Here is a 23,656-nt window from a genome sequence, read left to right as displayed (position 1 = left end):
GAAGCAATGGTCGGAGTGGCGGGATTTGAACCCGCGGCCTCTACCACCCCAAGGTAGCACGCTAACCAGGCTGCGCCACACCCCGACATTGGAGACGGGAATTATACCAAAATTTTTCTTCAGTCCAAAATATCTTCGTAAAAATCGTAGCAGGAGATGAAATAGATGCCGTTTTGCTTCTTGATTCGCCTGTCTCCTTTTTTGTAGGCTTTCTTGAAACGCTTGACGACCTGTTTGGCTTTGTTGTAGTTGAACTGTTGGCGTTGGATGAGGTCGCCGAGAGGGATCCAGCACTCCTCCTCGCTCTCTTTACCCTTCTTTTTCTCTTTTTTGCTTTTCTGCTTTTTTGCCGGCTTTCTCTTCTCTTCGGTGACGGGGGTCGCGGGGGCCTCTTCGGGCTCGACTTCGATGTGTCCGCCCTCCTCCTGTTCTTCCGGCGCGCTCTGGGCGGTGTGGGTGAGCTGATAGTCGCGCTGGTAGATCGCTTTCATTTCGTGGAAAGCCTGTTTGAGCAGCGTGATCTCCTGCTGAAGCGTCTGGGTGATCTGGGCGTTGGCTTCCTTGAGGTCCTCGATGGCGGCTTTGAGGACTTCGATGGTTTCGTCTTTGGCGCTGAGGACTTCACGGTACTCGTCGATCAGCGATACCCGCTCGATCGTCTCTTCCGTTGTCGGTTTGTCAACCTCCGATTCAATGTCCGACGCGACGATGACATAGTAGCGTCCATCGATCTTCCGGGAAGGGAGCGTGCCCCGCTTGATCTTGGCGTAGACGCTCTGGCGGGAGAGTCCGTGCATTTTGGCGTATTCGGAGGGTTTGACAAGTTGTTGCATCGTTTTGTCCCATCGTTGTCATTTTCGATACATTATACCAAAAACCGTGGGGAGAACTCCGGGGATAGGCGGTTTGGAGTGTAAAGCGGGCGTTTACTCCACGCCCGATTTGACAGGGACGAAGAGACAGCTCTCTTTCGGTGTTTCGGTGATCGTCTCTCCGCTCTTTCTGAACTGGGTGATGATCTGCTCGCCTCCCTTCTCGATCGGCGCCACGAGGATGCCCCCTTCGGCGAGCTGCTCGAAAAGGGTTTCCGGGACTTTCGGCGTCGAAGCGGAAAAGAGTATCCTCTCGAAAGGAGCGTACTGGCGCCACCCCCGCTGGCCGTCGTCGAGGCGCGTGTGGATGTTGTGGATATCGAGCTTCCTGAAACGCTCTTTCGCCTCCTTGAGCAGGGCGTCGATCCGCTCGATCGTGAAGACGCGCCGAAAGAGCTGCGAGAGTATGGCGGCCTGGTAGCCGCTGCCGCAGCCGATCTCCAGGACGTTGTCGGCTCCCTCGGGTTCCAGGTAGACGGTCATCTTCGCCACGGTCAGCGGTGAGCTGATCCACTGGTTCGCCTTGATCGGCAGGGCGTCGAGGCGGTAGGCCCAGTGTTTGAAACCGACGGGGACGAAGAGCTCTCTGTCGACGGCTGTAAAGGCTTTGTAAATGGCGGGTGTCAAAGGGATCTCCGACGCGATGTCGTCGGCGAAATTTTCCAGTTTGATCTGTTTGGCGCGTTCAATCATTGAATATTCCCATGCGGATGTAGCGGCGGATCAGTCTGATACGCCGGAAGTCGACGACCCCCTCGATGACGGCGGCGTTGTCGTCCGCGATCTTTTCGCCGTTGGGGTCGATGACGGCGCTGCTCTTGGCCATCTCTTCGTCGGCGCTGTTGGCGACGATGCAGTAGCACTGGTCGCAGATGGCCAGAGCCTGGGGCAGGATCTCCAGATGGCTCTTTCTGGGAAGTCCCCAGCGTGCGGGCACCATGATCAGGTCGGCGCCTCTAAGTTTTTGCCAGAACTCGGTATAGCGCACTTCGAAGCAGACCATCAGGCCGATCTTCATCCCGTCGATTTCGAAGATCTTCATCTTCTCTTCGCTGCCGGGCGCGAAATATCTGTCTTCGTCCCCCAGAAGGAAGAGCCGTATCTTGTCCTGGGTGTGGACGATTTCACCGTTGTGGAGTACGAAGGTGCGGTTGTAGAAGTTGTCGTCTTCTTTGACGATGATTGTCAACGTGACGGTTTTGTCTCTCGAGAGTGACAATACCCTCTCCAGCGCTTTTCGGGAAACCTCCGCCGCCTCCTCCATGCGGTCGTAAGGGTAGCCCGTGACGAAGACTTCCGGTGTCACCACGATCGATTCCGCCGGGAGTCTTTCGATCTCCCGACAGAGTCTGTCAACGTTCGTTTCGAAGTCGTCCGGATCGGTCGGCAGCTGGAGGGCGAAGCAGCGTTTCGGCGGTCTAGAAGTCGTCAAAGCTGATGCTGCCTTTGGAGTAGTTCGTGACGTTTCCTTCGAAGAAGTTGGTCTTCTGGTCGTTGAACGTCGAGAAGCTGTCGACCCATTTGATCGGGTTGTCGGCGCCGAACATCGGCTCCAGTCCGATCGCCTTGAGACGCTTGTCGGTCAGGTACTGGATGTACTGGTCGATGATCTGCTGGTTGAGGCCCAGGATCTGGTCTTCGGTGACGTACCATCCCCAGTTGCGCTCCAGCTCGTAGGCCTGGCGGTACATTTCGCGCATGTTGCCCACGACACGGTCGTTGAAGAGGTGGGGGTACTCTTTCTTGATCTCCTTGATGATGTTGGAGTAGAGTGCCAGGTGGGTCACCTCGTCGCGCTGGATGAAGCGGATCATCTGTGCGGATCCGAGCATCTTGCCGCTGCGGGCCAGGGCGTAGATGGCGGAGAAACCGCTGTAGAAGTAGATTCCCTCCAGACACTGGTTGGCCACCAGCATGTAGATCTTCGCCTCGTCGTCGTCCTGGGCCTTTTCGCCGTAGGTTTCGTAGACGTCCCCGATGAAGGAGTTTTTGCGCAGCAGCTCCGTGTCCGATTTCCACATGTCGTAGATCTCGTCGGTGTTGATCGAGATGGAGTCTACCATGACGGCATAGCTCTGGGAGTGGAGCGCCTCCTCGAAGGCCTGACGTACGAGACACATGTTGACTTCCGGCGCGGTGATCCAGGGGTTGACATTGTCAACGGTGTTGTTGGTCTGGATAGAGTCCATGAAGATCAGCTGCGCCAGGACCTTGTCGTACATCCGCTTTTCGGCGGGCAGGAGGTGTTTGTAGTCTCTGGCGTCTTCGGTCAGGTCCACCTCTTTGGGAAACCAGGTGTTGGCCATCATCACTTCCCAGAGATTGTAGGCCCATTCGTACCGGTTTCTGTTGAGGTTGATGATGCCGGCGGTGCAGCCGTTGATGATCGAGGTAGTCGAACGTGATGTGTCACATTCGGTGCTGTAGAGCTTCTTTTTCATAGTTGTCAGGTACCTCTTGCGTGTGAGATGATTTGAGAGAAATTGATTTTATCGAAAAGTAGATAAAATAGGTTTTATAAATAAAAAAAACTTATAACAAGATGGCTCCGGCCGCCTGAAAAAGGCGACTGGAAATTTCCGTTTTTCACTGACAGCCCAGACACTCCATGCTGCGGTCGGCGACATCTTCGATCATCTCCGGCGACTGGCTCCGCAGATAGTAGGTCGATTTGATTCCCAGGCGCCACGCTTCGGTGTAGATTTCGTGCAGGTAGCGCCCGCTCGCTTTGTCCAGGGACATGAAGATGTTGAGGCTCTGGCCCTGGTCGATCCACTTCTGGCGCACCGCCGCCGCCCGTACCAGAACCTTCTGGTCGAGCTCGTAGGCGGGGGTATAGTACTCCCACGTATCGGGAGAGAGGTTGGGGACGACGACGGGAATCAGGCCGCTGAGGTTCTCTTCGAACCATTTGCGCTTGTAGACCGGCTCGATGGTCTGGGTGGTTCCCACCAGGATCGAGATGGAGCTGGTGGGGGCGATGGCCATCAGGTAGCCGTTTCGCATACCGTCCTCTTTGACCTTTTTCCTCAGCGCTTCCCAGTCGTAGATGTAGCCGAAGAGCCCTCCCCTGTCGGTCAGTGCCAGGGCGTTGGGGTTGGCGTTGTCGATGGGCAGGATGCCACGGCTCCATTTTGACCCTTCGTAATCGGGATAGACCCCCTTCTCGATGGCGAGGTTGGAGGAGGCTTTGATGGCGTTGTAGCTGATCATCTCCATCACTTCGTCGATCAGGTTGAGATGCTCGGGACTGCCCCATTTGACCTGCTTTTCCGCCACCATCTGGGCTTCGCCCATGACGCCCAGCCCGATAGACCTGGAGCGTTCGTTGGTCTTCTTGACCTTTTCGAGAGGGTAGAAGTTGAGGTCGATGACGTTGTCGAGCATACGAACGGCGATCGGAATGACCCGTTCGATATCCTCCTGGGTGTTGATCTTGGAGAGGTTGACGCTGGCCAGGTTGCAGACCGCCGTCTTGCCGTCTTCGCCCACCTTTTCGACGATGTAGATATCCTTGCCGCCGATGCTGTCCAGCGCCGTGATCTTTTTCGCCTTTTTGACGATTCCGCTGTCGACCTTGACATCCTCCTCCTCTTCGTAGAGGGTTGTCGTGCCGTCGGTGAATTTCACCTGGACTTTGTAGTGGTTGGGCTCCGTGTTCTGGAAGATTTCGGTACAGAGGTTGGAGCTGCGGATGATGCCGCAGTGGTCGTTGGGATTGACCTTGTTGGCCGTATCCTTGAAGCAGAGGAAGGGGTTGCCCACCTCGAAGTAGCTCATCAGGATCTTTTTCCAGAGCTCTTTGGCCTTGACCCGCTCCTTGAGGATCTCCGGATCGTTTTCGTACTCGATGTAGCGCTTTTCGAAGGCTTCTCCGTGGAGGTCGGTCAGGTCACCCGTCTCGTAGGGGTCGAAAAGCGTCCAGACGCCGTCTTCGGCGACCCGTTTCATAAACAGATCGTTGATCCACAGGGCCGGGAAGAGATCGTGGGCGCGCCGTCTCTCCTCTCCCGAGTTTTTCTTCAGGTCGATGAAATCCCAGACATCGATATGCCACGGTTCGATATAGACGGCGATGGCGCCTTTGCGGGTGCCCAGCTGGTCGACGGCGATCGCGATGTCGTTGGTGATCTTCAGAAAAGGGACGATGCCGCCCGCGGCGTTCTTGTGGCTGTCGATGTAGCTGCCCATGCCCCGGACCTTGCACCAGTCCCAGCCGATGCCGCCGCCGAATTTGGAGAGCAGCGCCATCTCCTTGTAGGCGTCGAAGATCCCCTCGATCTTGTCGGGGGTGCTTCCGATGTAGCAGGAGGAGAGCTGGTGGCGCGGCGTGCGGGCGTTGGAGAGTGTGGGAGTCGCGACCATCACTTCGAATTTGCTGATGACGTCGTAGAACTTCTTGGCCCACTCCTGGCAGTTGAGCTCGTTCTGGGCCAGGAACATCGCCACGCCCATGAAGAGGTGCTGGGGCAGTTCGATCGGGTTGTTCTCCCTGTCTTTGAGAAGGTATCGGTCGTAGAGGGTACGGATACCCAGATAGGTGAACTGCAGATCGCGTTCGGGCTTGATGTAGTCGTTGAGATCGTCCAGGTCGTACTTCTCCTTGAGGCCCAGGACGATCCTCCCCTCCTTCTCTCCCTTTTCGAAATAGTCACGCAGGTGGTTGTAGCCTGTAAACCCGTTGACTTTGTGGTAAAGGTCGTAGAGGAAAAGACGTGCCGCCACATAGGTCCAGTTGGGCCGGTCGATGTCTATCTTGTCAACGGCCGTCTTGATCAGTGTCTGCTGGATCTCCTCGGTCGTGATGCGGTCGCGGAACTGGATTTTCGCATCCACTTCCAGTTCGCTCTGGCTGACACCTTCGAGTCCCTCGACGGCGGCCGATGTGTATTTTTGAATCTTCGTGATGTCAAGCGGTTCGGCTCTGCCGTTTCGCTTGATGACTGTCAACACTCCCAGTGACATTTAACTCCCTCTCAATTTCAGTCGTTGAAGACGCGGGCGAAAATTCTGTCCACGTTTTTGGTGTAGTATCCGTAATCGAAACAGTCACGGATCTCCTCTTCGCTCAGTTTGCTGCGCAGCTCTTCGTCGGCGAGGAGATACTGCAGATAGAGGCTCTCCCCTTTTTCGTTCAGGGCCGGTTTGCCCTTTTGCAGGTCCTCCCACACTTTCATCGCGTTGCGCTGGACGATCTTGTAGGCGTCTTCCCTGGTCACGCCCCGTTTGGGAAGCTCCAGCAGTACCCGCTGTGAAAAGACCAGGCCGCCTGTGAGGTTGAGGTTTTTCATCATGTTTTCGGGGTAGACGACCAGTTTGTCCAGCAGGCCGTTGAGGCGCATCAGCATGAAGTCGGCGGTGACGAAGCCGTCGGGCAGGATGAAGCGCTCCACGGAGCTGTGGCTGATGTCACGCTCGTGCCAGAGGGCCACGTTCTCCATGGCCGGGATGCAGTAGCTTCGCACCATCCGCGCCAGTCCCGTCAGGTTTTCGCTGAGCACCGGGTTGCGTTTGTGGGGCATGGCGGAGCTTCCCTTCTGTCCTTTGTGGAAGTACTCCTCGCACTCGTAGACTTCCGTTCTCTGGAAGTGGCGGATGTTGACGGCGATCTTCTCGACGGTGGATGCCACCAGAGCCAGAGCGCTCATGAGGCGGGCGTAGCGGTCGCGCTGGACGACCTGGTTGCTCACGGGGGCGGGTTTGAGCCCCAGCTCTTCACAGACATACTCCTCCAGCTCCATCGGGGCGTGGGCGAAGTTGCCCATGGCGCCGCTCACTTTGCCGACGCTGATCACTTCCAGCGTCTCCTCCAGATTTTTCAGATGCCGTTTCATCTCGTCGTACCAGATGGCAAGGACGAGGCCGAAGGTGATCGGCTCGCCGTGGATGCCGTGGCTGCGTCCGACCATCAGCGTCATTTTGTGCTCCATGGCGCGCCGCTTGATCGTCTCCATCACCTGCTTGACATCCTCGATGATCAGTTTCAGGCTGTCGCGCATCTGCAGGGCGACAGCCGTGTCGATCGTGTCGGAGCTGGTCATGCCGTAGTGTACCCAGCGGCTCTCCTCTCCGAGGCTCTCCGCCACGGATGTCAGGAAAGCGATGACATCGTGTCGCGTCTCTTTCTCTATCTCGTCGATGCGATCGATGTCGAAAGAGGCGTTCTCTTCGATCTTTTTGGCGTCTTCATCCGGAATGAGGCCCAGACGGTTCCACGCTTTGACGGCTGCGATCTCCACATCGAGCCACGCCTGGTACTTGGCCTGCATCGTCCATTTGGACTTCATCTCTTCTCTGGCGTATCGTTCGACCATTACAATCCTTTTGCTCAGTAAAAATTACCCATTGAAAATATAGAGATTTTATAGAAAAATGTGTTAAAAAGAGGTAAAAATTTCAAACATCATCTATTGGGAGTTTTATGGCTTTTGTCAACCGATCGTTCTATATCGAGAAACCGACACCGGCATTTCTGTTTCTGATGCGACAGCTCGGCGTCAGGCAGGGGGAAGCGCAGAAGATTGTCGCTACCGGCAGACTTTTTGTCAACGGACGTGTCTGGACCCACAGCGGCAGAGAGATCTCGGGAGATATCCAGGTCAAACAGTTCGTCCCCGAGAGCCGTGGCGTCGAGCCGATCTTCGTGGCGAAAGATTTCGCGCTTTTCGACAAGCCCAGCGGCGTACTCGTCCACCCGACGACCCACCGAACCCCCTACTCCATGCTCGACGACATCCGTCACATCTTCGGCAACGGAGCCAACGCGATCCATCGCATCGACATGGAGACCAGCGGTCTTTTGCTCATAAGCCGTAACAAGGACGCGGAGAGAAAGCTGAAGATGCTTTTCGAGGCGCGTGGCGTCAAAAAGAGCTATCTCGCCTGGGTGCGTGGAAAGATCACGGAACCCTTCGAAGTGAATGTACCCTTGAAGAGAAACGACGACTTCTCCACGATCAAACTGAAAGTTCTGGTCCATCCGGAGGGGAAACCCTCTTTGACACACTTCGTGCCGATCGAATACGATGAAGAGCACGACGCGACCCTCGTCGAAGCTTTTCCCCATACCGGCAGACAGCATCAGATCAGGGTCCATTTGTTTCACGTGAAACATCCGATCATCGGAGATCCGATCTACGGCGTACCCAACGACGTCGCGATCGAGTATCTTGACAAGAAACTGTCAAGGGAGAAGAGGCTTTATTACATGGGGGCCGAGCGGATGCTTCTGCACGCCCAGTCTCTGGAGTTCGATTATGAAGGGACTCTCTATCGTCTCGTGTCGAAATTCGATTTCGAGTCGTTGAAAGGGTTGATTGTCAAACCTGACAACCGGTTCAATCCCGGTTCGCCAGAATGAATCCTCCGACCCCGACGATGACGACGAGGACGAGGAAAAGTATCATTCCGTAGTCGAGGTAGGTCATTTCGTCACTCCTTCGAGTTCCTGCTCTCTGAGCTGACCGCAGGCTGCGCTGATATCGAGGCCTTTCGACTCGCGAATCGTGCAAAGCAGCCCCTTGCTAAGCAGGTATTCCTGGAATTTTTTCATCTTTTCGGGCTCGGGGCGCTCGAAACGTGTGCCCGGATAGGGATTGAAATAGATCAGATTCACCTTCGACTTTATCCCTTCGAGGAGCTTGATCAGTTTCTTGGCACTGGCGATGTCGTCGTTGACGTCCTTGATGACAAGATACTCGAACATGACACGTTTACGTGTATTGACCGGGAACGCTCTGACCGCTTCGATGATCGACGCGATGTTGTAAGCCTTGTTCATCGGTATCAACTCTTCCCTTAACTCGTCGTCAACGGCGTGCAGACTGATCGCCAACTGCACACCGAGTTCCATTTCGCCGAGCTTTTTGATCTTCGTGCTGATGCCGCTCGTTGACACGGTCTGTCGTTTTGGCGAGATACTGAGTCCATTCTCGTTGGCGAATATCCTGATCGCTTTGGCAAGGTTGTCGAGGTTGTCGAGCGGCTCGCCCATACCCATGTAGACGATGTTGACTCTACGGTTACTGGCGATGTCGTTGTCTTTCTTGATTTCGAGTACCTGCCCTACGATCTCCCCAGCCGTAAGGTTTCGTATGAAACCTCCTTTGGCAGTCAGACAGAACGCACACCCCACTTTGCATCCCACCTGGGTCGAGACACAGACGGTGTATTTGGCATGGTGAATCAGTTCCCCTTTTTCATCGTACTGTGCATCCTTCATCTTCAAAAGGACCGCTTCGACGGTATGTCCGTCCCGCAGCCCGAAAAGATATTTGATGCTGCCGTCGCTGCTTTGCTGTTTCTGCACGATCTTCAAGGGTGAGAGAACGAATCTCTCTTCCAACTCGTTTCTCAGCTTTTTCGGGATGTTTTCCATCTGTGAAAAGTTGTCGACGTGCTGTTGATAGATCCAGTTGAAAATCTGTTTCGCTCTGAACTTGGGGGGAATCATCTCTCCCAGTTCGTCCTGAGTGTAGTCAAGAATCGATGGTTTCAAGGTTGGGTATCCTCTTTGTCAAATAGTTTGTCAGTCGTTTCATCGCTTCGTCGTGGTTTCTGACGAAATCTTGATGGGCCTTTTCGTCGCAGCGATTGGTGACGACGAAAATTCCCCCACATGGGATGTCGAAGCTCTGGGCCACCTGCATCACGGCATAGAACTCCATGTTCTCCAGCCCTATCCCCAGTCCGTTGAAGCGCTTCGCGAGATCGAAGTCCGTCGTGATGTAGTTGCTGGAGTTGACGATGATAGGCCTGTCCGCGTTCGCCAGTTTGGTGACGGGTGTTTCACGTGAAACATTTTCGTCGGAGACGATAACGTTGTTTTCCAGGGGTGTGTAACTCTTTTTTTCCAGAAAAGAGAGTTCGATCTGGCTGGCGGCCTTCGACTCGACGATATCGAAAATTTCGTAATGGCCGTAGCTGCCCGCACTCCCGACAAAAAGAAGAAACTCCGGCGGTGTCATCATGACAAGACGTGTCAGGTTGACAGCGCTTTCACACAGCCCCATTCCGATCGGCGTGGCGAAGGGGAAGGTCTCGTTGTTGCCCGCGCAGACGATCATAGGCGTACCGGTATATGGTTGTCGTGAAGGTAGCGCTTCAGGTCGGCGATCTCGATCTCTCTAAAGTGGAAGATCGAGGCGGCCAGAGCCGCGTCGGCTCCCGCTTCGAAAGCCTCTTTGATGTGCTCCATCGTGCCCGCACCGCCGCTGGCGATGACAGGGACGTTGACGGCCGTGCTGACGGCGTGGTTGAGCTCGTTGTCGTAACCGGCCTTGGTGCCGTCGGCATCCATCGAAGTGAGCAGGATCTCGCCCGCACCTCTGTCGACCACCTCTTTCGCCCAGCCCAGTACCTCGATGCCGGTGTCGATCCGTCCGCCGTTGATGAAGACGTTCCATTTGCCGGGAGCGACCCGTTTGGCGTCGATGGCGACGACGATGCACTGGGAACCGAAGCGCTTGGCCCCTTCGTCGATGAATTCCGGCCGTTTGATGGCGGCGGAGTTGACACTCACTTTGTCGCATCCGACATTCAAAAGCGCGTAGATGTCTTCGAGCTTGCGGATGCCCCCGCCGACGGTGAGGGGTATGAAAACCTCTTTGGCGACCTCTTCGACGATGTGGACGATCGTGTCGCGGTTTTCATGGCTGGCGGTGATGTCCAGAAACGTGACTTCGTCCGCCCCCTCCTCGTTGTAGCGTTTGGCCACTTCGACAGGATCGCCGGCATCCTTGAGACCGACGAAGTTGACACCCTTGACGACCCGTCCGTCTTTGACGTCGAGACAGGGAATGATACGTTTTGCGAATGTTTCCAAGGAGCAGACCCCTATTTGTATTTTTTCCATTTATATGTATAATGTTCGTCGCATTATATCGCATTCGTCGATGAAATGTGTAAAGCTTTAAGCGTTTTTTAAAAAACATAATCTAAATTTAAGAAAAGTTTCAGTATGATTAAGCGCAATTCATTCAATTCCGAAGAGAAGAGGGCCAAAAAAAAGTTCGGCCAGAATTTTCTCAAAGACGAAACCGTCTTGCACAGGATCATCGAATCGATGCCCAACGACGACAGACCGGTCGTGGAGATTGGGCCTGGATTAGGTGATTTGACCAGATATCTGGTCGAGAAAAAGGATGTCACCGCTTATGAGGTGGACAGAGACCTTTGTGGACATTTGCGCCAGCGTTTTGCAGCGGACCTGGAAAATGGGCGGCTGAAACTTCGTTGCACAGATGTTCTGAGTCACTGGGAAAAAGAGAGTTTGGAGGACCGGCCCTACCATCTGGTCGCCAATCTCCCCTATTACATCGCGACCAACATCATTTTGCGTGCGCTCAAGGACCCGAACTGTTCGAGTCTTCTTGTCATGGTGCAGAAAGAGGTGGCGGAGAAGTTCAGTGCGAAAGCGGGCGAAAAGGCTTTTTCGTCTCTTGCCGTACTGGCGCAGAGCTGTGGAGATGCGCGGCTGCTATTCGACGTACCGCCCGAATCTTTCGTGCCCGCCCCCAAAGTGATGTCGTCGATTCTGCGGATCGTCAAGCACTGCTCCCTGGACGACCCGGCGTTCGAAACGTTTCTGAAGACGGCGTTTACCCAGCCGCGCAAGACACTGGCCAGAAATCTTTCGGCCCGTTTCGACAAGAACGATGTAAAAAGGGCTCTCGAGCGACTCGGCCTCAAACCCTCCGTCCGTCCCCATGAAGTGGAGACATCCCTCTATCACCACCTATACAGTTTATTGAAAGGTGATACAGATGGACGAAAAGAAACAGCAGGGGAACAACCCCTCCAACAGCAATCAGAACAATCAAAACAATCAGAAAAACCAGAGTAGCCAAAACGCTCAGCAAAGCGGCGGCGGAAGTTCAGGCGGACGGAGCCGCCGTCCCAGACGCCCCCGAAGCGGCGGCAGCCAGCAGCAGGGAGAAAAGCGTCAGGATCAGCAGAAAAGTTCCCAGCAGGGCGGCCAGAGCAAGCAGCGCGGCGGCCAGAAAAGCTCCCAGCGCGGCCGCGGCGGCCAGAGAGGACGGGGACGGGGCAACAGCCGCAACCCCGAATCCCACTACAAAACACCCGCCAACGTTCAGCGGAGCAAAGACGGTGTCTACACCGATATCAACCAGGCGATCGCCGCCAACAAGGCGGTTCACGAGGAGCGTCTGAAGACGGCCAACAAGATCGATATCAACAACAAGGCCCGCGTCCGTTTCACGCCCCTGGGGGGTCTGGGAGAGATCGGTGGCAACATGGCGGTGCTCGAAACCGAAAACAGCGCCATCATCATCGACGTGGGGATGAGTTTCCCCAGCGAGGAGATGCACGGCGTCGACATCCTGGTGCCCGATTTCAGCTATCTGCATGCGATCAAGGACAAGATCGACGGCATCGTCATCACCCACGCCCACGAAGACCACATCGGTGCCGTGCCCTACCTCTTCAAGGAGCTCAAGTTTCCGATCTACGGGACGCCGCTGCCGCTGGGGATGATCGCCAACAAGTTCGACGAGCACGGCCTCAAGAACGACAAGGCCAAATATTTCCGCTATGTCGAGAAGCGCAAACCGATCAAAATCGGAGATTTCGAGATCGAGTGGCTCCACATGACCCACTCCATCATCGACGCTTCGTCGCTGGCGATCCGTACGCCCGCAGGGGTCATCTTCCATACGGGCGACTTCAAGATCGACCACACGCCCGTGGACGACTATCCGGCGGATCTGCACCGTATCGCCCAGTACGGCGAGGAGGGGGTGCTTCTGCTGCTTTCGGACAGTACCAACTCCCACAAGCCGGGAATCACGCGAAGCGAAAAGACGGTCGGCCCCACTTTCGACCACCTTTTCGCCAAGGCGAAGGGACGCGTCATCATGTCGACCTTCTCCTCCAACATCCACCGTGTCTACCAGGCGATCGAACACGGTCTCAAATATGGCCGGAAAGTGGCCGTCATCGGGCGCTCGATGGAGCGTAACCTCGAAACGGCCCGACAGCTGGGGTATATCGATCTGCCCGAGGATATCTTCATCGACGCCCACGAAGTGGTGCGCTACAGCGACAACGAAGTCCTGATCGTCACCACGGGAAGCCAGGGAGAGCCGATGAGCGCCCTCTACCGGATGGCGACCGACGAGCACCGCCACATCAAGATCAAGCCCAGCGACACGATCATCATCTCGGCCAAGGCGATTCCGGGCAACGAAGGAAGCGTTTCACGGGTCATGAACCATCTGATGCGCGCCGGCGCGACGGTGGCCTATCAGGATTTCAGCGAGATCCACGTCTCCGGACACGCGGCCCAGGAGGAGCAGAAGCTGATGCTGCGCCTGACGCAGCCCAAATTTTTCCTGCCGGTCCACGGCGAGTACAACCACATCGCCCGCCACGCCAAAACGGCGGTCGAATGCGGCGTCGACGAGAGAAACATCCTGCTCATGAGCGACGGCGACCAGGTGGAGATCACACCCAAGTACATGAAAAAGGTCAAGGCGATCAAGACCGGAAAGACCTACATCGACAACCAGGCCAACGCCGAGATCCAGAACGACATCGTCCTCGACCGCCAGAAGCTGGCGACGGAGGGGATCATCATGATCGTCGCGCAGATCGATCAGCGCACCCACAAACTGGTGGGCCATCCGCGGGTCAGCAGTTTCGGTCTCGTGGCGGACAAGGACGACAAGAAGTTCGCCAAAGAGGTCGAAGCGATCATCGAAACCTACATGGTGCACCAAAAAGACGCGGAGCAGCTCGATACCCGTACGATCGAAAACGACATCCGTCAGGCGGTGCGCAAACACGTGCTTCGGAAGATGAAGCGCTATCCGCTGATCGTGCCTACCATCTATGTCGTCTGACCGCCTTTTCGGGAGGGTGAACCTCCCTCCCCTTCCCGCTTTATGCTAAAATCTATAACCAAAACCCAAGCCTCCCAGGGAGATAGATGAATCCGCAGGATATCGCCAAAGACGTGTTGCAGACCGAAGCGCAGGCGCTTCTGGATGCGATGAACCGTATCGACGAGGATTTCGACCGCGCCGTCGAGATCATGTACGCCACGAAGGGCAAATGCATCGTGACGGGGGTGGGCAAATCGGGACTGATCGGCGCGAAGATCGCCGCCACGCTGGCCAGCACCGGGACGCCGAGCTTCTTCATCCATCCCACCGAAGCGCTTCACGGCGACCTGGGGATGATCGGGCCCGAGGATTCGGTCATCGCCATCAGCTACAGCGGCGAGAGCGAGGAGCTGATCAACATCCTGCCCCATATCAAACGGTTCGACATTCCCCTCATCGCAATGGCGGGAGATGAAAACTCGACCCTGGCCGAATACGGTGATGTCTTTCTCTCGATCCATGTCGAAAAGGAGGCGTGTCCGCTGGGAGCCGCCCCCACCTCTTCGACGACGTTGACGCTGGCGCTGGGTGACGCCCTGGCCGTGGCCCTGATGAAAAAACGCAATTTCCGGGCGGAGGATTTCGCCTCCTTCCATCCCGGCGGTGCGCTGGGCAAACGGCTTTTCGTCAAGATCGAGGATGTGATGCGCCGGGAGAACCTGCCTGTCATAGGGATGAAAACGCCTCTGAAGGAAGCGGTCGTCGTCATGAGCGAGGGGCGTCTGGGCAACGTCCTGATCCTGGACGACGACGGCAGACTGGCCGGTGTGCTCAGCGACGGCGACGTGCGTCGGGCCCTGATGAAAAAGGATTTCTCCATCGAAGCCGAAGCGGTGAAATACGCCAACCTCTCGCCCAAAACATGTACCAATCCGAGAATGCTCGCGGCCGAAGCGCTCGAGATGATCGAAAATCACAAAATCCAGATGCTCCCCATCGTCGACGACGAAGGGCATGTGAAAGGTGTGCTGCACCTTCACGATCTGGTGGAAGCGGGAATCAAGAAATGAACGGAAAGCAGAAACCGGAAACCGGAAAGAGAGGAGATGGAATCCGGCTCAACAAATTCATCTCCCACAACACGAAATACTCCCGCCGGGAAGCCGACAGGCTGATCGCCGAAGGGAAGGTAGAGGTCAATGGAAAGGTCGTGACCGACCTGGCCACCCGGGTGACGAAAGAGGACAAGGTGAAAGTCAACGGCCGCCCGGTCAAACCCAAATCGATGCACGAAATGACGGTCATCGTCTACCACAAGCCCAAAGGGGAGCTGGTGACGAAAAAGGACCCGCTGGGGCGGAAAACCATCTACGATGCCCTTCCGAAACGTTTCGCCCATTTCGTTCCCGTGGGACGGCTCGACTACGCCAGCGAGGGGCTGCTGCTGCTGACCGATTCGCCGAGAGTCGCCGATATCCTGATGCGCAGCAACCTGGAGCGGGTCTACAACCTCAAACTCAGAGGCTCCATCACCCATGCCATGGAAAAGGCGATGCAGGAGGGAATCCGCATCAAAGGAAAAAAGGGGGCGCACGAAAAGAGCGAGATCGACGAGATGGAGTTCGCGCCCTTCTTCGCCTACCAGATTCTCAAGAACGAATCCAACTATTCGAAGATCAGGGTCGCGATCGGGGAAGGAAAAAACCGTGAACTGCGCCGCTTCTTCGCCCATTTCGACCGGGAGGTGCTGGACCTGCACCGCGTCAGCTTCGGGGGCATCTCTCTCAACAACCTCCCCAAAGGAAAGACGCGGTTTCTGACTCAGAAGGAGTACGACGACCTGCATGCCTTCATCAAGGCGCAGCAGGAGGAGAATCACAAAATGCGCAAAACCCAAAAAGAGGAGGAGACGGAACGATGATGGAACTGACGATCAACACACGCCATACGTCGGAGATGGTGGATATCACCGAGGAGGTGCGCGAAGCGATGATCAAAAAGGGGATCAAGAGCGGACTGGTCGCCGTTTTCACGCCCCATACGACCTGCAGCATCATCCTTTTCGAAAATATCGACCCGAAACTCCGACGCGACTTTCTGGAGGCGATGGGACGTATCGCGCCGGCCCAGCACGCCTACCACCATCAGGGAGAAAATGCAGCGGCCCACATCAAGTCGGCCATCTGCGGCGCCAGGGTCGTCGTACCGATGGAGAACGCCGCGCTGATGCTCGGCGAGTGGCAGGGGATCTTTCTGTGCGAATTCGACGGTCCGCGGGAGCGGAAAGTCATCGTGCAGGTGATCGGTTAAGTTTGTCATTGGTCACTGGTCATTGGTCATTGGTCATTGGGGAAGGCGCTTCGCGCCTAATGGGCAATGCGTAAGAATCTCGCCCTCCTCTACCGGCCCAAAAGCCTCGACGACTTTTTAGGCCAGGAGCACCTCCTCGCTCCCGGCGCACCGCTGCGAAAGCTCATCGAACGGGAAGCTCTGCAGCACAGCTTCTTCTATGGTCCGCCCGGTACGGGAAAGACCACCCTCGCCCGTCTCGTCGCCGAAATCCTCGACCGTCCCTTCTACGAGCTCAACGCCACGACCCTCAAGGTCGACGAGCTGCGCTCCATCTTCAAACGGTACGCCCAGGCGCTCAGAAAACCGCTCGTTTTCATCGATGAGGTCCACAGGCTGTCCAGGACCCAGCAGGAGGTGCTTCTGCCCTTTATGGAGCGTTACGACGCGCTGATCGTCGGCGCGTCGACGGAGAACCCCTACTTCTCCCTCACCGCGGCGATGCGTTCGCGCTCCCTGCTTTTCGAGTTCAAGCCGCTGCAGCCGCACCATCTGGAGCGTATGCTCGAAAAAGTGGCCCAAAAAGAGGGGATCATCGTCGACGAAGCGGCCGCGGCCTATCTGATCGACTCCAGCGGCGGCGACATGCGCGCCATGCTCAATCTCCTCGAAGCGGCCGCGGCGACGGCCGAAGAGGTGAGCGTGGAGACCCTCAGGCAGCTTCGTCCCGCCGCCCTGCACGACGGCGCCAACAGCGGCGATACCCACTACAATCTCGCCAGCGCCTTTATCAAAAGCATGCGGGGCAGCGACATCGACGCGGCGCTCTACTGGATGGCCCGCCTGATCGTCGGCGGCGAGCCGCCAGAATTCATCGCCCGGCGCATGGTGATCTTCGCCAGCGAGGATATCGGCAACGCCAATCCCAACGCCCTGGGCATCGCCGTGGATACGATGACGGCCGTCAGCCGTATCGGCTATCCCGAAGCGCGCATCATTCTGAGCCAGTGCTGCGTCTACCTGACCAGCTCCCCCAAGTCCAACGCCGCCTACACCGCCGTCAACCGGGCCGTCAAAGCCGTGGAGAAAGGGGAGCTCCAGCCGGTGCCCCGGCATCTGCGCAGCCCCGACCATCCGGGCTATCTCTACCCCCACGACTTCGGCGGCTGGGTCGAGCAGCCCTATCTGCAAAAGCCTTTGAAATTCTACGAATCCAAAAGGGTCGGCTACGAAAAGCGGCTCGACGAGTGGATCGAAAAGATTAGAACCGGCAGCTCTAAGCCTCCATCCAGATGAGACCTGCAAACCGTCCGGTCGTACCCTCGCGTCGGTAGGAGAAATAGTTTTTGTCGCAGCGGGTGCAGACGCTTGAAACTTCGATGTTTTCGGGCTTGACGCCCGCTTTCAGGAGCTGGTCCAGGTTGAGGGCCGGCAGGTCGAGAGAACGACCGTTCACATACGCTTCCCCGAAATTTTTCCGTGCGATTTCGGCGATTTCGTCGCCCACTTCGTAGCAGCAGACGCGGATGGAGGGCCCCATCCATACCCGCATCTCTTCCGGTCGGCAGCCGAAACGTTCCGCCATCGTCTCGACGGTTTTGGGAGCGATCTGCAAAAAGGTGCCGTTTCGGCCGGCGTGGACGGCGGCGACGACCCCTCGTTCGGGATCGTGGAGGAGGATGGGAATGCAGTCGGCCACCATGACCGCCAGGGCGATGCCGGGCCGGTCGGTGACGATGGCGTCGCATGCGCTTATCGTATCGAGATCGGCGTTTTCGACGATGCGGACGGTGTCGCCGTGGACCTGCTCCATCCAGACGATGGGCGGGGTGTCGTACCGCTGCTGCAGGATCTGGCGGTTGACGGCGACGGCGGAGGGGGTGTCGCCCACGTGAAAGGCGAGGTTGAAGGTGTCGTAGGGGGCCTCCCCTACCCCGCCGTGGCGGTCAGTGAAGAGGGTTTTGACGATCACAGCCGCTTGGCCGACGTGACGCGGTAGTCGGCGTAGACCGCCGGTTTTCCTTCCAGGATCCAGGCCTCTTCGACCGATACGGGGATGCGCAGTCCGTCGAGATCGCCGTAGTTTTGGACCGTCATCTGCCAGGGGGCGGGCGCCATGCCCCCTTTGACGGGGCGGACCCTGTCGTCGCTGGTGACTTTGACGATATCGCCCTTCTCGTCGCTTTCGAAGAGGACGGTGGCCGAGATACCGCCGTCACTGATCGTGGCCCGGATACGGTGTGCGTCGACCGGTTCGTAGGCGATGCACTCACACGCCAGAAGAGCCGGATTGAAAAGGGCGTAGGCCAGCACCCTCGTCAGTTCCGATTTCGCGAATGCCTCCGAGTCGAACTCGCCCGTGGGGATGATGCCAAAGAGCATCGTCTGCATCTTCGCGCGGCCACCGTGGTAGGTTTCCAGGGCGTTGAAGGTTACGATAGGATTGCTTTCGAGGCGGACGGCCCAGAGCATGTCGGGCGTGGGTCTCAGCAGAGCCAGGGCGTGCATCCCGATCGCTTTGGAGGAGGGTTTGCGCCGGTAGGTGCCCTCCAGCTGAAGCAGGATCGTTCCGTAGCCGTTTTGTGCGACCTTCGAGCGCTCGATCTGCCGTGCGATGGGAGCCGGCGGATTTGACTGCCGTGCTGCCGTGGCGTTGTTTTCACTGAAGGCTTTCGCCAGCGACTGGAAGGTGGTGTCGAAACTCGCCTGGCCGTACCAGACGAATCCCACATTGGCGATGACTAGAATGACGATGACGGCGATGATCTTTTTGATGACTGGCGGCACAGGATTTCCTTGAAAGGGTTTTGGGTTCGGTTTTTCCCGAATTTTTTGGTGAATTATAGCAATATTTACTTTCGGTTTACCATTCGTTGGACGGCATTTACTTTACATGCTTTACAATACTGTTAACCATTTGACAAGGTGTCCGCAAAGGCACCGATGAAAGTCTCGATGGTTTGGCTCTCTTTCAAACCCTATGCAAGCAAATTGCATTCTTACTCCCTTGGGCACCTTGTAGGGGTGCCGCGCAAATTGCCTCCTTTCCTTAGACCGAACAAGCGCATAGGGTTTGAAAGAGCGCCAACCCGCTTTTGCCTCGGTGGGGGTTGGTGTTGTCATCCATCATTGACACGAGAAGACAAAAAATTCATCCCCTGACAATTTTAGCTGATATCAGGAAACGTCAAATGAAAAAGGAGAAGTTTTCATGACCAAAAAAGCACTGTTTCTTTCTACCGCACTGGCTGCCGTATTGATGGCCGGAGACGTGCAGTTCCAGCAGGCTCCCGCCGCCCAGCGTGTCATGCCGGAAGTGGGCAAAATCCTTTCGTTCAACAAAGCGATCGAATACGCCAGCAAATGCGTCGTCAACATCTCCGCCAAGAAAAAGGTGAAGGAGAACATTCCCCAGGCCTTCATGGACCCCTTTTTCAGGCAGTTTTTCAACATGCCCTACGGGCAGATGATGCCCAGAGAGCGTATCGAGCGTTCCCTGGGATCGGGTGTCATCGTCACGAAAGACGGCTACATCATCACCAACAACCATGTGGTCGACGGGGCGGACGAGGTGCACGTGACGCTGCCCGGAAGCACGAAAGAGTATACGGCGAAAATCGTGGGGACCGATCCCAAGACCGATGTCGCCGTCATCAAGATCGATGCCAAGAACCTTCCCGCTATCAAGATGGGCGATTCGGACACCCTCAAGACGGGCGATCTGGTTTTCGCCATCGGCAACCCGTTCGGTGTCGGAGAGAGTGTCAGCCAGGGGATCATCTCGGCGCTGGGGAAAGACAGCATGGGGATCAACCAGTATGAGAATTTCATACAGACCGACGCGGCGATCAATCCGGGCAACAGCGGCGGGGCGCTGGTCGACAGCCGCGGTGTGCTGATCGGCATCAACAGCGCCATTCTGACCCGAAGCGGCGCCAACAACGGGATCGGCTTCGCGATTCCTGTCAACATGGTCAAACGTGTCGCGACCCAGCTGATCGAGCACGGAAAGGTCGAATACGGCTATCTGGGTGTCAGCATCAGCGATCTCGATCCCAAACTGAGAAAAATCTACAAAAACAAAGAGGGAGCGGTCGTGCTCAACGTGGATCCCGATACGCCGGCCCAGAAGGCGGGCCTGAAACGGGGCGACCTGATCGTCAAAGTCGACGACAAGCCGATCAAGGATGCCAGCGATCTCAAAAACGTGATCGGCGCGATTCCTCCGGGCAAAGAGGTGAAAATCACATACGAGCGAAACAAAAAGCTCGAAACCGTCAAGGTCAAACTGGCGAAATTTCCCGACAGCAAGATTTCGATCGAAGGTGACAGAGGTGTCGTCGGAGGATTGACACTGCAGAATCTTACGCCGCAGATCCGCAACCAGCTTGGGATCCCCGACGATATCGAAGGGGTGATCGTCTCCGAAGTGAAACAGGGCAGCGACGCGGATAAAGCCGGGTTTATGCCGGGAGATATTATCATTCAGATCGAAGATACGATGATCAAAAACGTCGGAGATGTCGAAAAGGCGATGAAGAAGTACAGCGGCAAAAAACGTGTCTACATCAATCGCCGTGGCATGATCCGCATTCTGGTCGTCGATTGACAATCCAGCAGCAAGGATCGCCATGGTCAAAGTGTTGATGATCGAAGACGACGAGGAGCTCGCCGAGATTCTGAGTGAATATCTGCAGCGCTTCAACATCGAAGTGAAGTCGGTGCCCGATCCCTTTCTGGGGCTCAGCGAGCTCGAAACCGAGCGTTTCGACCTGGTGATTCTCGACCTGACGCTGCCGGGGATGGACGGTCTGGAAGTGTGCGAACAGATTCGCAAGAAGACCAACATCCCCATCATCATCTCCTCCGCAAGAAGCGACATCACCGACAAGATCGTGGGGCTGGAGAAGGGGGCGGACGACTATCTGCCCAAACCCTACGACCCCAGGGAGCTGGTGGCGCGCATCAAGACGATCCTCCGCCGCATCGGCCGTGACAAGAGCGAGAGCGAAACCCAGCGGGCCGATCTCTATCTCGACGACGCGACGAAGATGATCTATCTCTACGGCGAACCGCTCAATCTGACGGCGGCGGAGTACGGGATACTGGCCTATCTGATCGAGCACGCCAACGAAGTGGTCTCCAGAGAGGATCTCATCTACAACGTCGACGCCGTGCACGAGGAGAGCTCCCTCAAGAGTATCGACGTCATCATCAGCCGCATCCGGCACAAACTGGGCGACAATCCGAAACATCCCCGGTTCATCCGGTCCGTCCGGGGTCTTGGGTACAGACTGACGCCGTGAGACAGCCGTTGCGACGCGTTTCGATCTTCGTCTTTATCGCGGCGATCTTCGCCATCGCCTTTCTGGCGGCCGGCACCGCCTTCTACTTCTACAGCGTCAACGACCGCTTCCGCCACAACCAGATGGTCGTCCAGCGCAACATCCTCTTCGCCCAGAACATCCTGCTTCGTATCGAGCGGGGAGATACCGCCGAAGAGATCGCCGAAACCGCCAGAAAATACAAAATGAAATGGATCCTCGACAAGGAGGAGGGAAAGGCGCTGCTTATGGGGGCCAAGCTGCTGGGACGTCAGCCCACGCCCTCGGGCTTCATCGACATGCTCAAAAAGGGCGACCACATCTATGTCCTCATCAACGCCCGCGGCAAGCTGATCCTTTTCGAGGATCTGAAGTTCAGGCCCTACGATCCGCTCGTGGTCTGGGTCTATTTCGGAGTGACGGCCTTCATCATGCTGCTGATCTTCTGGGCGATCTGGTTCAAGCTGCGGCCTCTGAAATATCTGCAGCGCTGCATCAGAAAGTTCGGAGAGGGGGAGCTGGAGATCCACTGCAAAATCGACGGCAGCGACGAGATCGCCCAGGTTTCCCAGGCGATCGACGAGGCGATCGGCCGAATCCGCCTGCTCATCAGCTCCCGCAACCTCTTCATCCGAAACATCATGCACGAGCTCAAAACGCCGCTGACCAAAGGCCTGCTGACGGTCCAGATGCTGCCCGACTGCAAGCAGAAAGACCGCCTGGAGCGGATCTTCATGCGGCTTGACAGCACGATCAGCGAATTTGGCACGATCGAACAGCTCAGCAGCGGGCAGTTTCCCCTCAATATCCGCCCGATCGTCATGCAGGACCTGGTGGATCAGGCGATCGACCTGGCGATGGTGGAAAAGGAGAAAGGGACCTACGAGATCAAGCCGGCGAGAATCGAAGGGGATTTCAAACTCCTCAGCATCGCACTCAAAAACCTGATCGACAACGCCATCAAATACTCCGAGGACAAAACCTTCCATCTCGTCGCCGACGAGCACGCCATCATCGTCGAAAACAGCGGCAAGAAACTCCCCCACTCCCTCAGTTACTACATCCAGCCCTATACCCAGGGCAGCGACGCCATCAGCGGCCTGGGTCTGGGACTCTATATCGTGGACATGATCGCCAAAGCCCACGGTTTTACCTTCGAATACGAGTACAAAGAGGGAAAAAACAGATTTATAATAAGATTTTAAAGAAAAAAGTGTATAATTTCGGTCCCGGTTGACCCGTTAGCTCAGCTGGTAGAGCAATTCCCTTTTAAGGAATGGGCCGTTGGTTCGAATCCAACACGGGTCACCACGATACTTTTTCAGATTTTTTACTTTTCGGCGCGGTGGTAGTTCAGTTGGTTAGAATGCCGCCCTGTCACGGCGGAGGTCGCGGGTTCGAGTCCCGTCCACCGCGCCATCCTTTTTTCCCGCTTTTTCGGCAATCAAATCCCTACTTTGCAAACATAAACAGAAACCCGCTTCGCTCGACGTCCGCGTCTGCCAACATAAAAACAGCTTGTGTCTGATTCACGCTCCTCCGGTTCGAATCCCATCCACCGCGCTATTCTTTCGAGCGTGCAGCAAGCATCACCCATTCAACATCCTTCATTCATTTGAACCCTCTCCCTCGTCCACACCTTCACCATGCCCAGCGCTTCGTGCAGGGCCCGATAGCTGTTCAAAAGCGACCAGACCGTCGGGAGAAAATCCCGCCACTTCAGAGGTCTGTCGCCGTGGGTGTAGAAGTTGACGGCCGCCGGATGCAGATTCGAAGCTCCCGCCAGGCGGAACAGTCGAAGGGCTCTGCGCATATGATAGGCGGATGTGACGATAACGATGGAAGCGTTGCGATCTTTTATCAGCGCCATCGTGTTGCGTGCGTTTTCGAAAGTGTCGACACTTTCGGTTTCGGGCACTATGGCGTAACCTTCGCCGAAATCTTTCCGAAAATCCGTCGCATCCGCCCTCAGGATCGGTCGCAGAGTGGCCAGCGAGGATTTCAGCGCTTCGTAGTCACTGTATCCGTCCCGTCCCGTTCCTGTAATGATGACGGGAATATCGAGTTTTCGGCCGATGGCGAGGGCGTAGAGGTGGCGCTTGAGCGTTTCGTCGGAGAGAGGAATCGGTACGGAAGGGATTTTATGGCCGCCCAGGGAGACCACGACATCGGCATTCGAAAAGAGGGGAGTGTGGCGATAGGGATCTTCGAACAGTCGCAGAAGCGGGTTGGAGACAGGATCGATCGAAAGAAGGTACCGCCCATTCAACCCGCCCATTCAACCCATAAGTGCAATTCAAGCCGACATTTTATCCAATTCCTTGAC

General features: G+C 56.3%; 22 protein-coding genes and 3 tRNA genes. 12 read left to right on the top strand and 13 right to left on the bottom strand.

Annotation, left to right across the window (positions count from 1 at the left end; translation table 11 throughout):
* Positions 1 to 7 precede the first annotated feature (7 nt).
* The 7 genes from Q1K23_RS01635 to purB form a co-directional block, all read right to left on the bottom strand.
* A tRNA-Pro gene (locus Q1K23_RS01635) sits at positions 8 to 85 on the bottom strand.
* Positions 86 to 119: 34 nt separating this feature from the next.
* Positions 120 to 833 carry a DUF3972 domain-containing protein gene (locus Q1K23_RS01630; RefSeq protein WP_300361567.1) on the bottom strand — a complete coding sequence of 238 codons (714 nt, stop codon included), beginning with the start codon at positions 831 to 833 and terminating at the stop codon, positions 120 to 122.
* 93 nt (positions 834 to 926) lie between these two features.
* The gene (locus tag Q1K23_RS01625) at positions 927 to 1,565 is read right to left on the bottom strand and encodes a protein-L-isoaspartate(D-aspartate) O-methyltransferase (RefSeq protein ID WP_300361565.1); all 639 of its coding nucleotides are present in this window, start codon (positions 1,563 to 1,565) and stop codon (positions 927 to 929) included.
* Positions 1,558 to 2,304, bottom strand: coding sequence for a carbon-nitrogen hydrolase family protein (locus tag Q1K23_RS01620; RefSeq protein ID WP_300361564.1), 747 nt, complete (start codon positions 2,302 to 2,304; stop codon positions 1,558 to 1,560). The genes Q1K23_RS01625 and Q1K23_RS01620 overlap by 8 nt, the downstream gene beginning before the upstream one ends.
* The gene (locus Q1K23_RS01615) at positions 2,291 to 3,313 is read right to left on the bottom strand and encodes a ribonucleotide-diphosphate reductase subunit beta (protein ID WP_300361562.1); all 1,023 of its coding nucleotides are present in this window, start codon (positions 3,311 to 3,313) and stop codon (positions 2,291 to 2,293) included. The genes Q1K23_RS01620 and Q1K23_RS01615 overlap by 14 nt, the downstream gene beginning before the upstream one ends.
* A 145-nt stretch (positions 3,314 to 3,458) precedes the next feature.
* Positions 3,459 to 5,822, bottom strand: a complete 2,364-nt coding sequence (locus tag Q1K23_RS01610; RefSeq protein ID WP_300361573.1) for a ribonucleoside-diphosphate reductase subunit alpha — start codon at positions 5,820 to 5,822, stop codon at positions 3,459 to 3,461.
* A 32-nt stretch (positions 5,823 to 5,854) separates the two neighbouring features.
* Positions 5,855 to 7,186 carry an adenylosuccinate lyase gene (gene purB / locus Q1K23_RS01605; RefSeq protein WP_300361560.1) on the bottom strand — a complete coding sequence of 444 codons (1,332 nt, stop codon included), beginning with the start codon at positions 7,184 to 7,186 and terminating at the stop codon, positions 5,855 to 5,857.
* A gap of 107 nt (positions 7,187 to 7,293) precedes the next feature.
* On the opposite strand from purB, the gene Q1K23_RS01600 reads away from it, so the two are divergent.
* Positions 7,294 to 8,232, top strand: coding sequence for an RluA family pseudouridine synthase (locus Q1K23_RS01600; protein WP_300361558.1), 939 nt, complete (start codon positions 7,294 to 7,296; stop codon positions 8,230 to 8,232).
* 63 nt (positions 8,233 to 8,295) lie between these two features.
* Here the strand turns inward: Q1K23_RS01600 and rlmN are convergent, their stop codons facing one another.
* The 3 genes from rlmN to hisF are packed head-to-tail and all read right to left on the bottom strand — an operon-like array spanning position 8,296 to position 10,695.
* Positions 8,296 to 9,324, bottom strand: coding sequence for a 23S rRNA (adenine(2503)-C(2))-methyltransferase RlmN (gene rlmN / locus Q1K23_RS01595; RefSeq protein WP_300361570.1), 1,029 nt, complete (start codon positions 9,322 to 9,324; stop codon positions 8,296 to 8,298).
* Positions 9,325 to 9,349: 25 nt separating this feature from the next.
* Positions 9,350 to 9,937: a purine-nucleoside phosphorylase gene (locus tag Q1K23_RS01590; RefSeq protein ID WP_300361556.1), complete on the bottom strand. Its 588-nt coding sequence runs from the start codon at positions 9,935 to 9,937 to the stop codon at positions 9,350 to 9,352.
* Positions 9,934 to 10,695 carry an imidazole glycerol phosphate synthase subunit HisF gene (gene hisF, locus Q1K23_RS01585; RefSeq protein ID WP_300361554.1) on the bottom strand — a complete coding sequence of 254 codons (762 nt, stop codon included), beginning with the start codon at positions 10,693 to 10,695 and terminating at the stop codon, positions 9,934 to 9,936. The genes Q1K23_RS01590 and hisF overlap by 4 nt, the downstream gene beginning before the upstream one ends.
* A 135-nt stretch (positions 10,696 to 10,830) precedes the next feature.
* Here hisF and rsmA point away from each other — a divergent pair, with 135 nt between their 5' ends.
* The 6 genes from rsmA to Q1K23_RS01555 all read left to right on the top strand — a co-directional run bounded on the left by rsmA (position 10,831) and on the right by Q1K23_RS01555 (position 17,302).
* Complete coding sequence (gene rsmA / locus Q1K23_RS01580; RefSeq protein ID WP_300361551.1) at positions 10,831 to 11,715, top strand: 16S rRNA (adenine(1518)-N(6)/adenine(1519)-N(6))-dimethyltransferase RsmA; 885 nt, start codon at positions 10,831 to 10,833, stop codon at positions 11,713 to 11,715.
* Positions 11,636 to 13,735 carry a ribonuclease J gene (locus Q1K23_RS01575; RefSeq protein WP_300361549.1) on the top strand — a complete coding sequence of 700 codons (2,100 nt, stop codon included), beginning with the start codon at positions 11,636 to 11,638 and terminating at the stop codon, positions 13,733 to 13,735. Before rsmA ends, Q1K23_RS01575 begins: the two co-directional genes overlap by 80 nt.
* A gap of 86 nt (positions 13,736 to 13,821) precedes the next feature.
* Entirely contained in the window at positions 13,822 to 14,787 is a 966-nt protein-coding gene (locus Q1K23_RS01570) for a KpsF/GutQ family sugar-phosphate isomerase (RefSeq protein ID WP_300361547.1), read from the top strand.
* Positions 14,784 to 15,638, top strand: coding sequence for a pseudouridine synthase (locus Q1K23_RS01565; RefSeq protein ID WP_300361544.1), 855 nt, complete (start codon positions 14,784 to 14,786; stop codon positions 15,636 to 15,638). The genes Q1K23_RS01570 and Q1K23_RS01565 overlap by 4 nt, the downstream gene beginning before the upstream one ends.
* On the top strand, positions 15,635 to 16,027 hold the full coding sequence (locus tag Q1K23_RS01560) for a secondary thiamine-phosphate synthase enzyme YjbQ (RefSeq protein ID WP_300361542.1): 393 nt from the start codon (positions 15,635 to 15,637) through the stop codon (positions 16,025 to 16,027). Before Q1K23_RS01565 ends, Q1K23_RS01560 begins: the two co-directional genes overlap by 4 nt.
* Before the next feature lie 66 nt (positions 16,028 to 16,093).
* Positions 16,094 to 17,302 (top strand): replication-associated recombination protein A, encoded by a 1,209-nt coding sequence (locus tag Q1K23_RS01555; RefSeq protein ID WP_300361539.1) that lies wholly within the window; start codon positions 16,094 to 16,096, stop codon positions 17,300 to 17,302.
* On the opposite strand, the gene pgeF is transcribed toward Q1K23_RS01555, so the two are convergent.
* Positions 17,283 to 17,978, bottom strand: coding sequence for a peptidoglycan editing factor PgeF (gene pgeF, locus Q1K23_RS01550; protein WP_300361536.1), 696 nt, complete (start codon positions 17,976 to 17,978; stop codon positions 17,283 to 17,285). The genes Q1K23_RS01555 and pgeF overlap by 20 nt on opposite strands.
* Positions 17,975 to 18,793 carry a DUF6544 family protein gene (locus Q1K23_RS01545; protein ID WP_300361533.1) on the bottom strand — a complete coding sequence of 273 codons (819 nt, stop codon included), beginning with the start codon at positions 18,791 to 18,793 and terminating at the stop codon, positions 17,975 to 17,977. The genes pgeF and Q1K23_RS01545 overlap by 4 nt, the downstream gene beginning before the upstream one ends.
* Before the next feature lie 424 nt (positions 18,794 to 19,217).
* Between Q1K23_RS01545 and Q1K23_RS01540 the strand changes: the two genes are divergently transcribed.
* The 5 genes from Q1K23_RS01540 (at position 19,218) to Q1K23_RS01520 (ending at position 22,749) form a co-directional block, all read left to right on the top strand.
* The gene (locus tag Q1K23_RS01540; protein ID WP_300361530.1) at positions 19,218 to 20,615 is read left to right on the top strand and encodes a DegQ family serine endoprotease; all 1,398 of its coding nucleotides are present in this window, start codon (positions 19,218 to 19,220) and stop codon (positions 20,613 to 20,615) included.
* 22 nt (positions 20,616 to 20,637) lie between these two features.
* Positions 20,638 to 21,312 carry a response regulator transcription factor gene (locus tag Q1K23_RS01535; protein WP_300361528.1) on the top strand — a complete coding sequence of 225 codons (675 nt, stop codon included), beginning with the start codon at positions 20,638 to 20,640 and terminating at the stop codon, positions 21,310 to 21,312.
* A complete protein-coding gene (locus Q1K23_RS01530) occupies positions 21,309 to 22,535 on the top strand; it encodes an ArsS family sensor histidine kinase (protein WP_300361526.1) in 1,227 nt (408 codons plus the stop codon). The genes Q1K23_RS01535 and Q1K23_RS01530 overlap by 4 nt, the downstream gene beginning before the upstream one ends.
* 30 nt (positions 22,536 to 22,565) lie before the next feature.
* Positions 22,566 to 22,641, top strand: a tRNA-Lys gene (locus Q1K23_RS01525).
* Positions 22,642 to 22,672: 31 nt separating this feature from the next.
* A tRNA-Asp gene (locus tag Q1K23_RS01520) sits at positions 22,673 to 22,749 on the top strand.
* Positions 22,750 to 22,927: 178 nt separating this feature from the next.
* Here Q1K23_RS01520 and Q1K23_RS01515 read toward each other — a convergent pair.
* Positions 22,928 to 23,608, bottom strand: coding sequence for a YdcF family protein (locus Q1K23_RS01515; protein ID WP_300361522.1), 681 nt, complete (start codon positions 23,606 to 23,608; stop codon positions 22,928 to 22,930).
* Positions 23,609 to 23,656: the final 48 nt, after the last annotated feature.

This window comes from Hydrogenimonas sp. (assembly GCF_029933015.1).
Taxonomy (GTDB): Bacteria; Campylobacterota; Campylobacteria; order Campylobacterales; family Hydrogenimonadaceae; genus Hydrogenimonas.
This window is presented reverse-complemented; position numbering and strand designations above follow the sequence as displayed.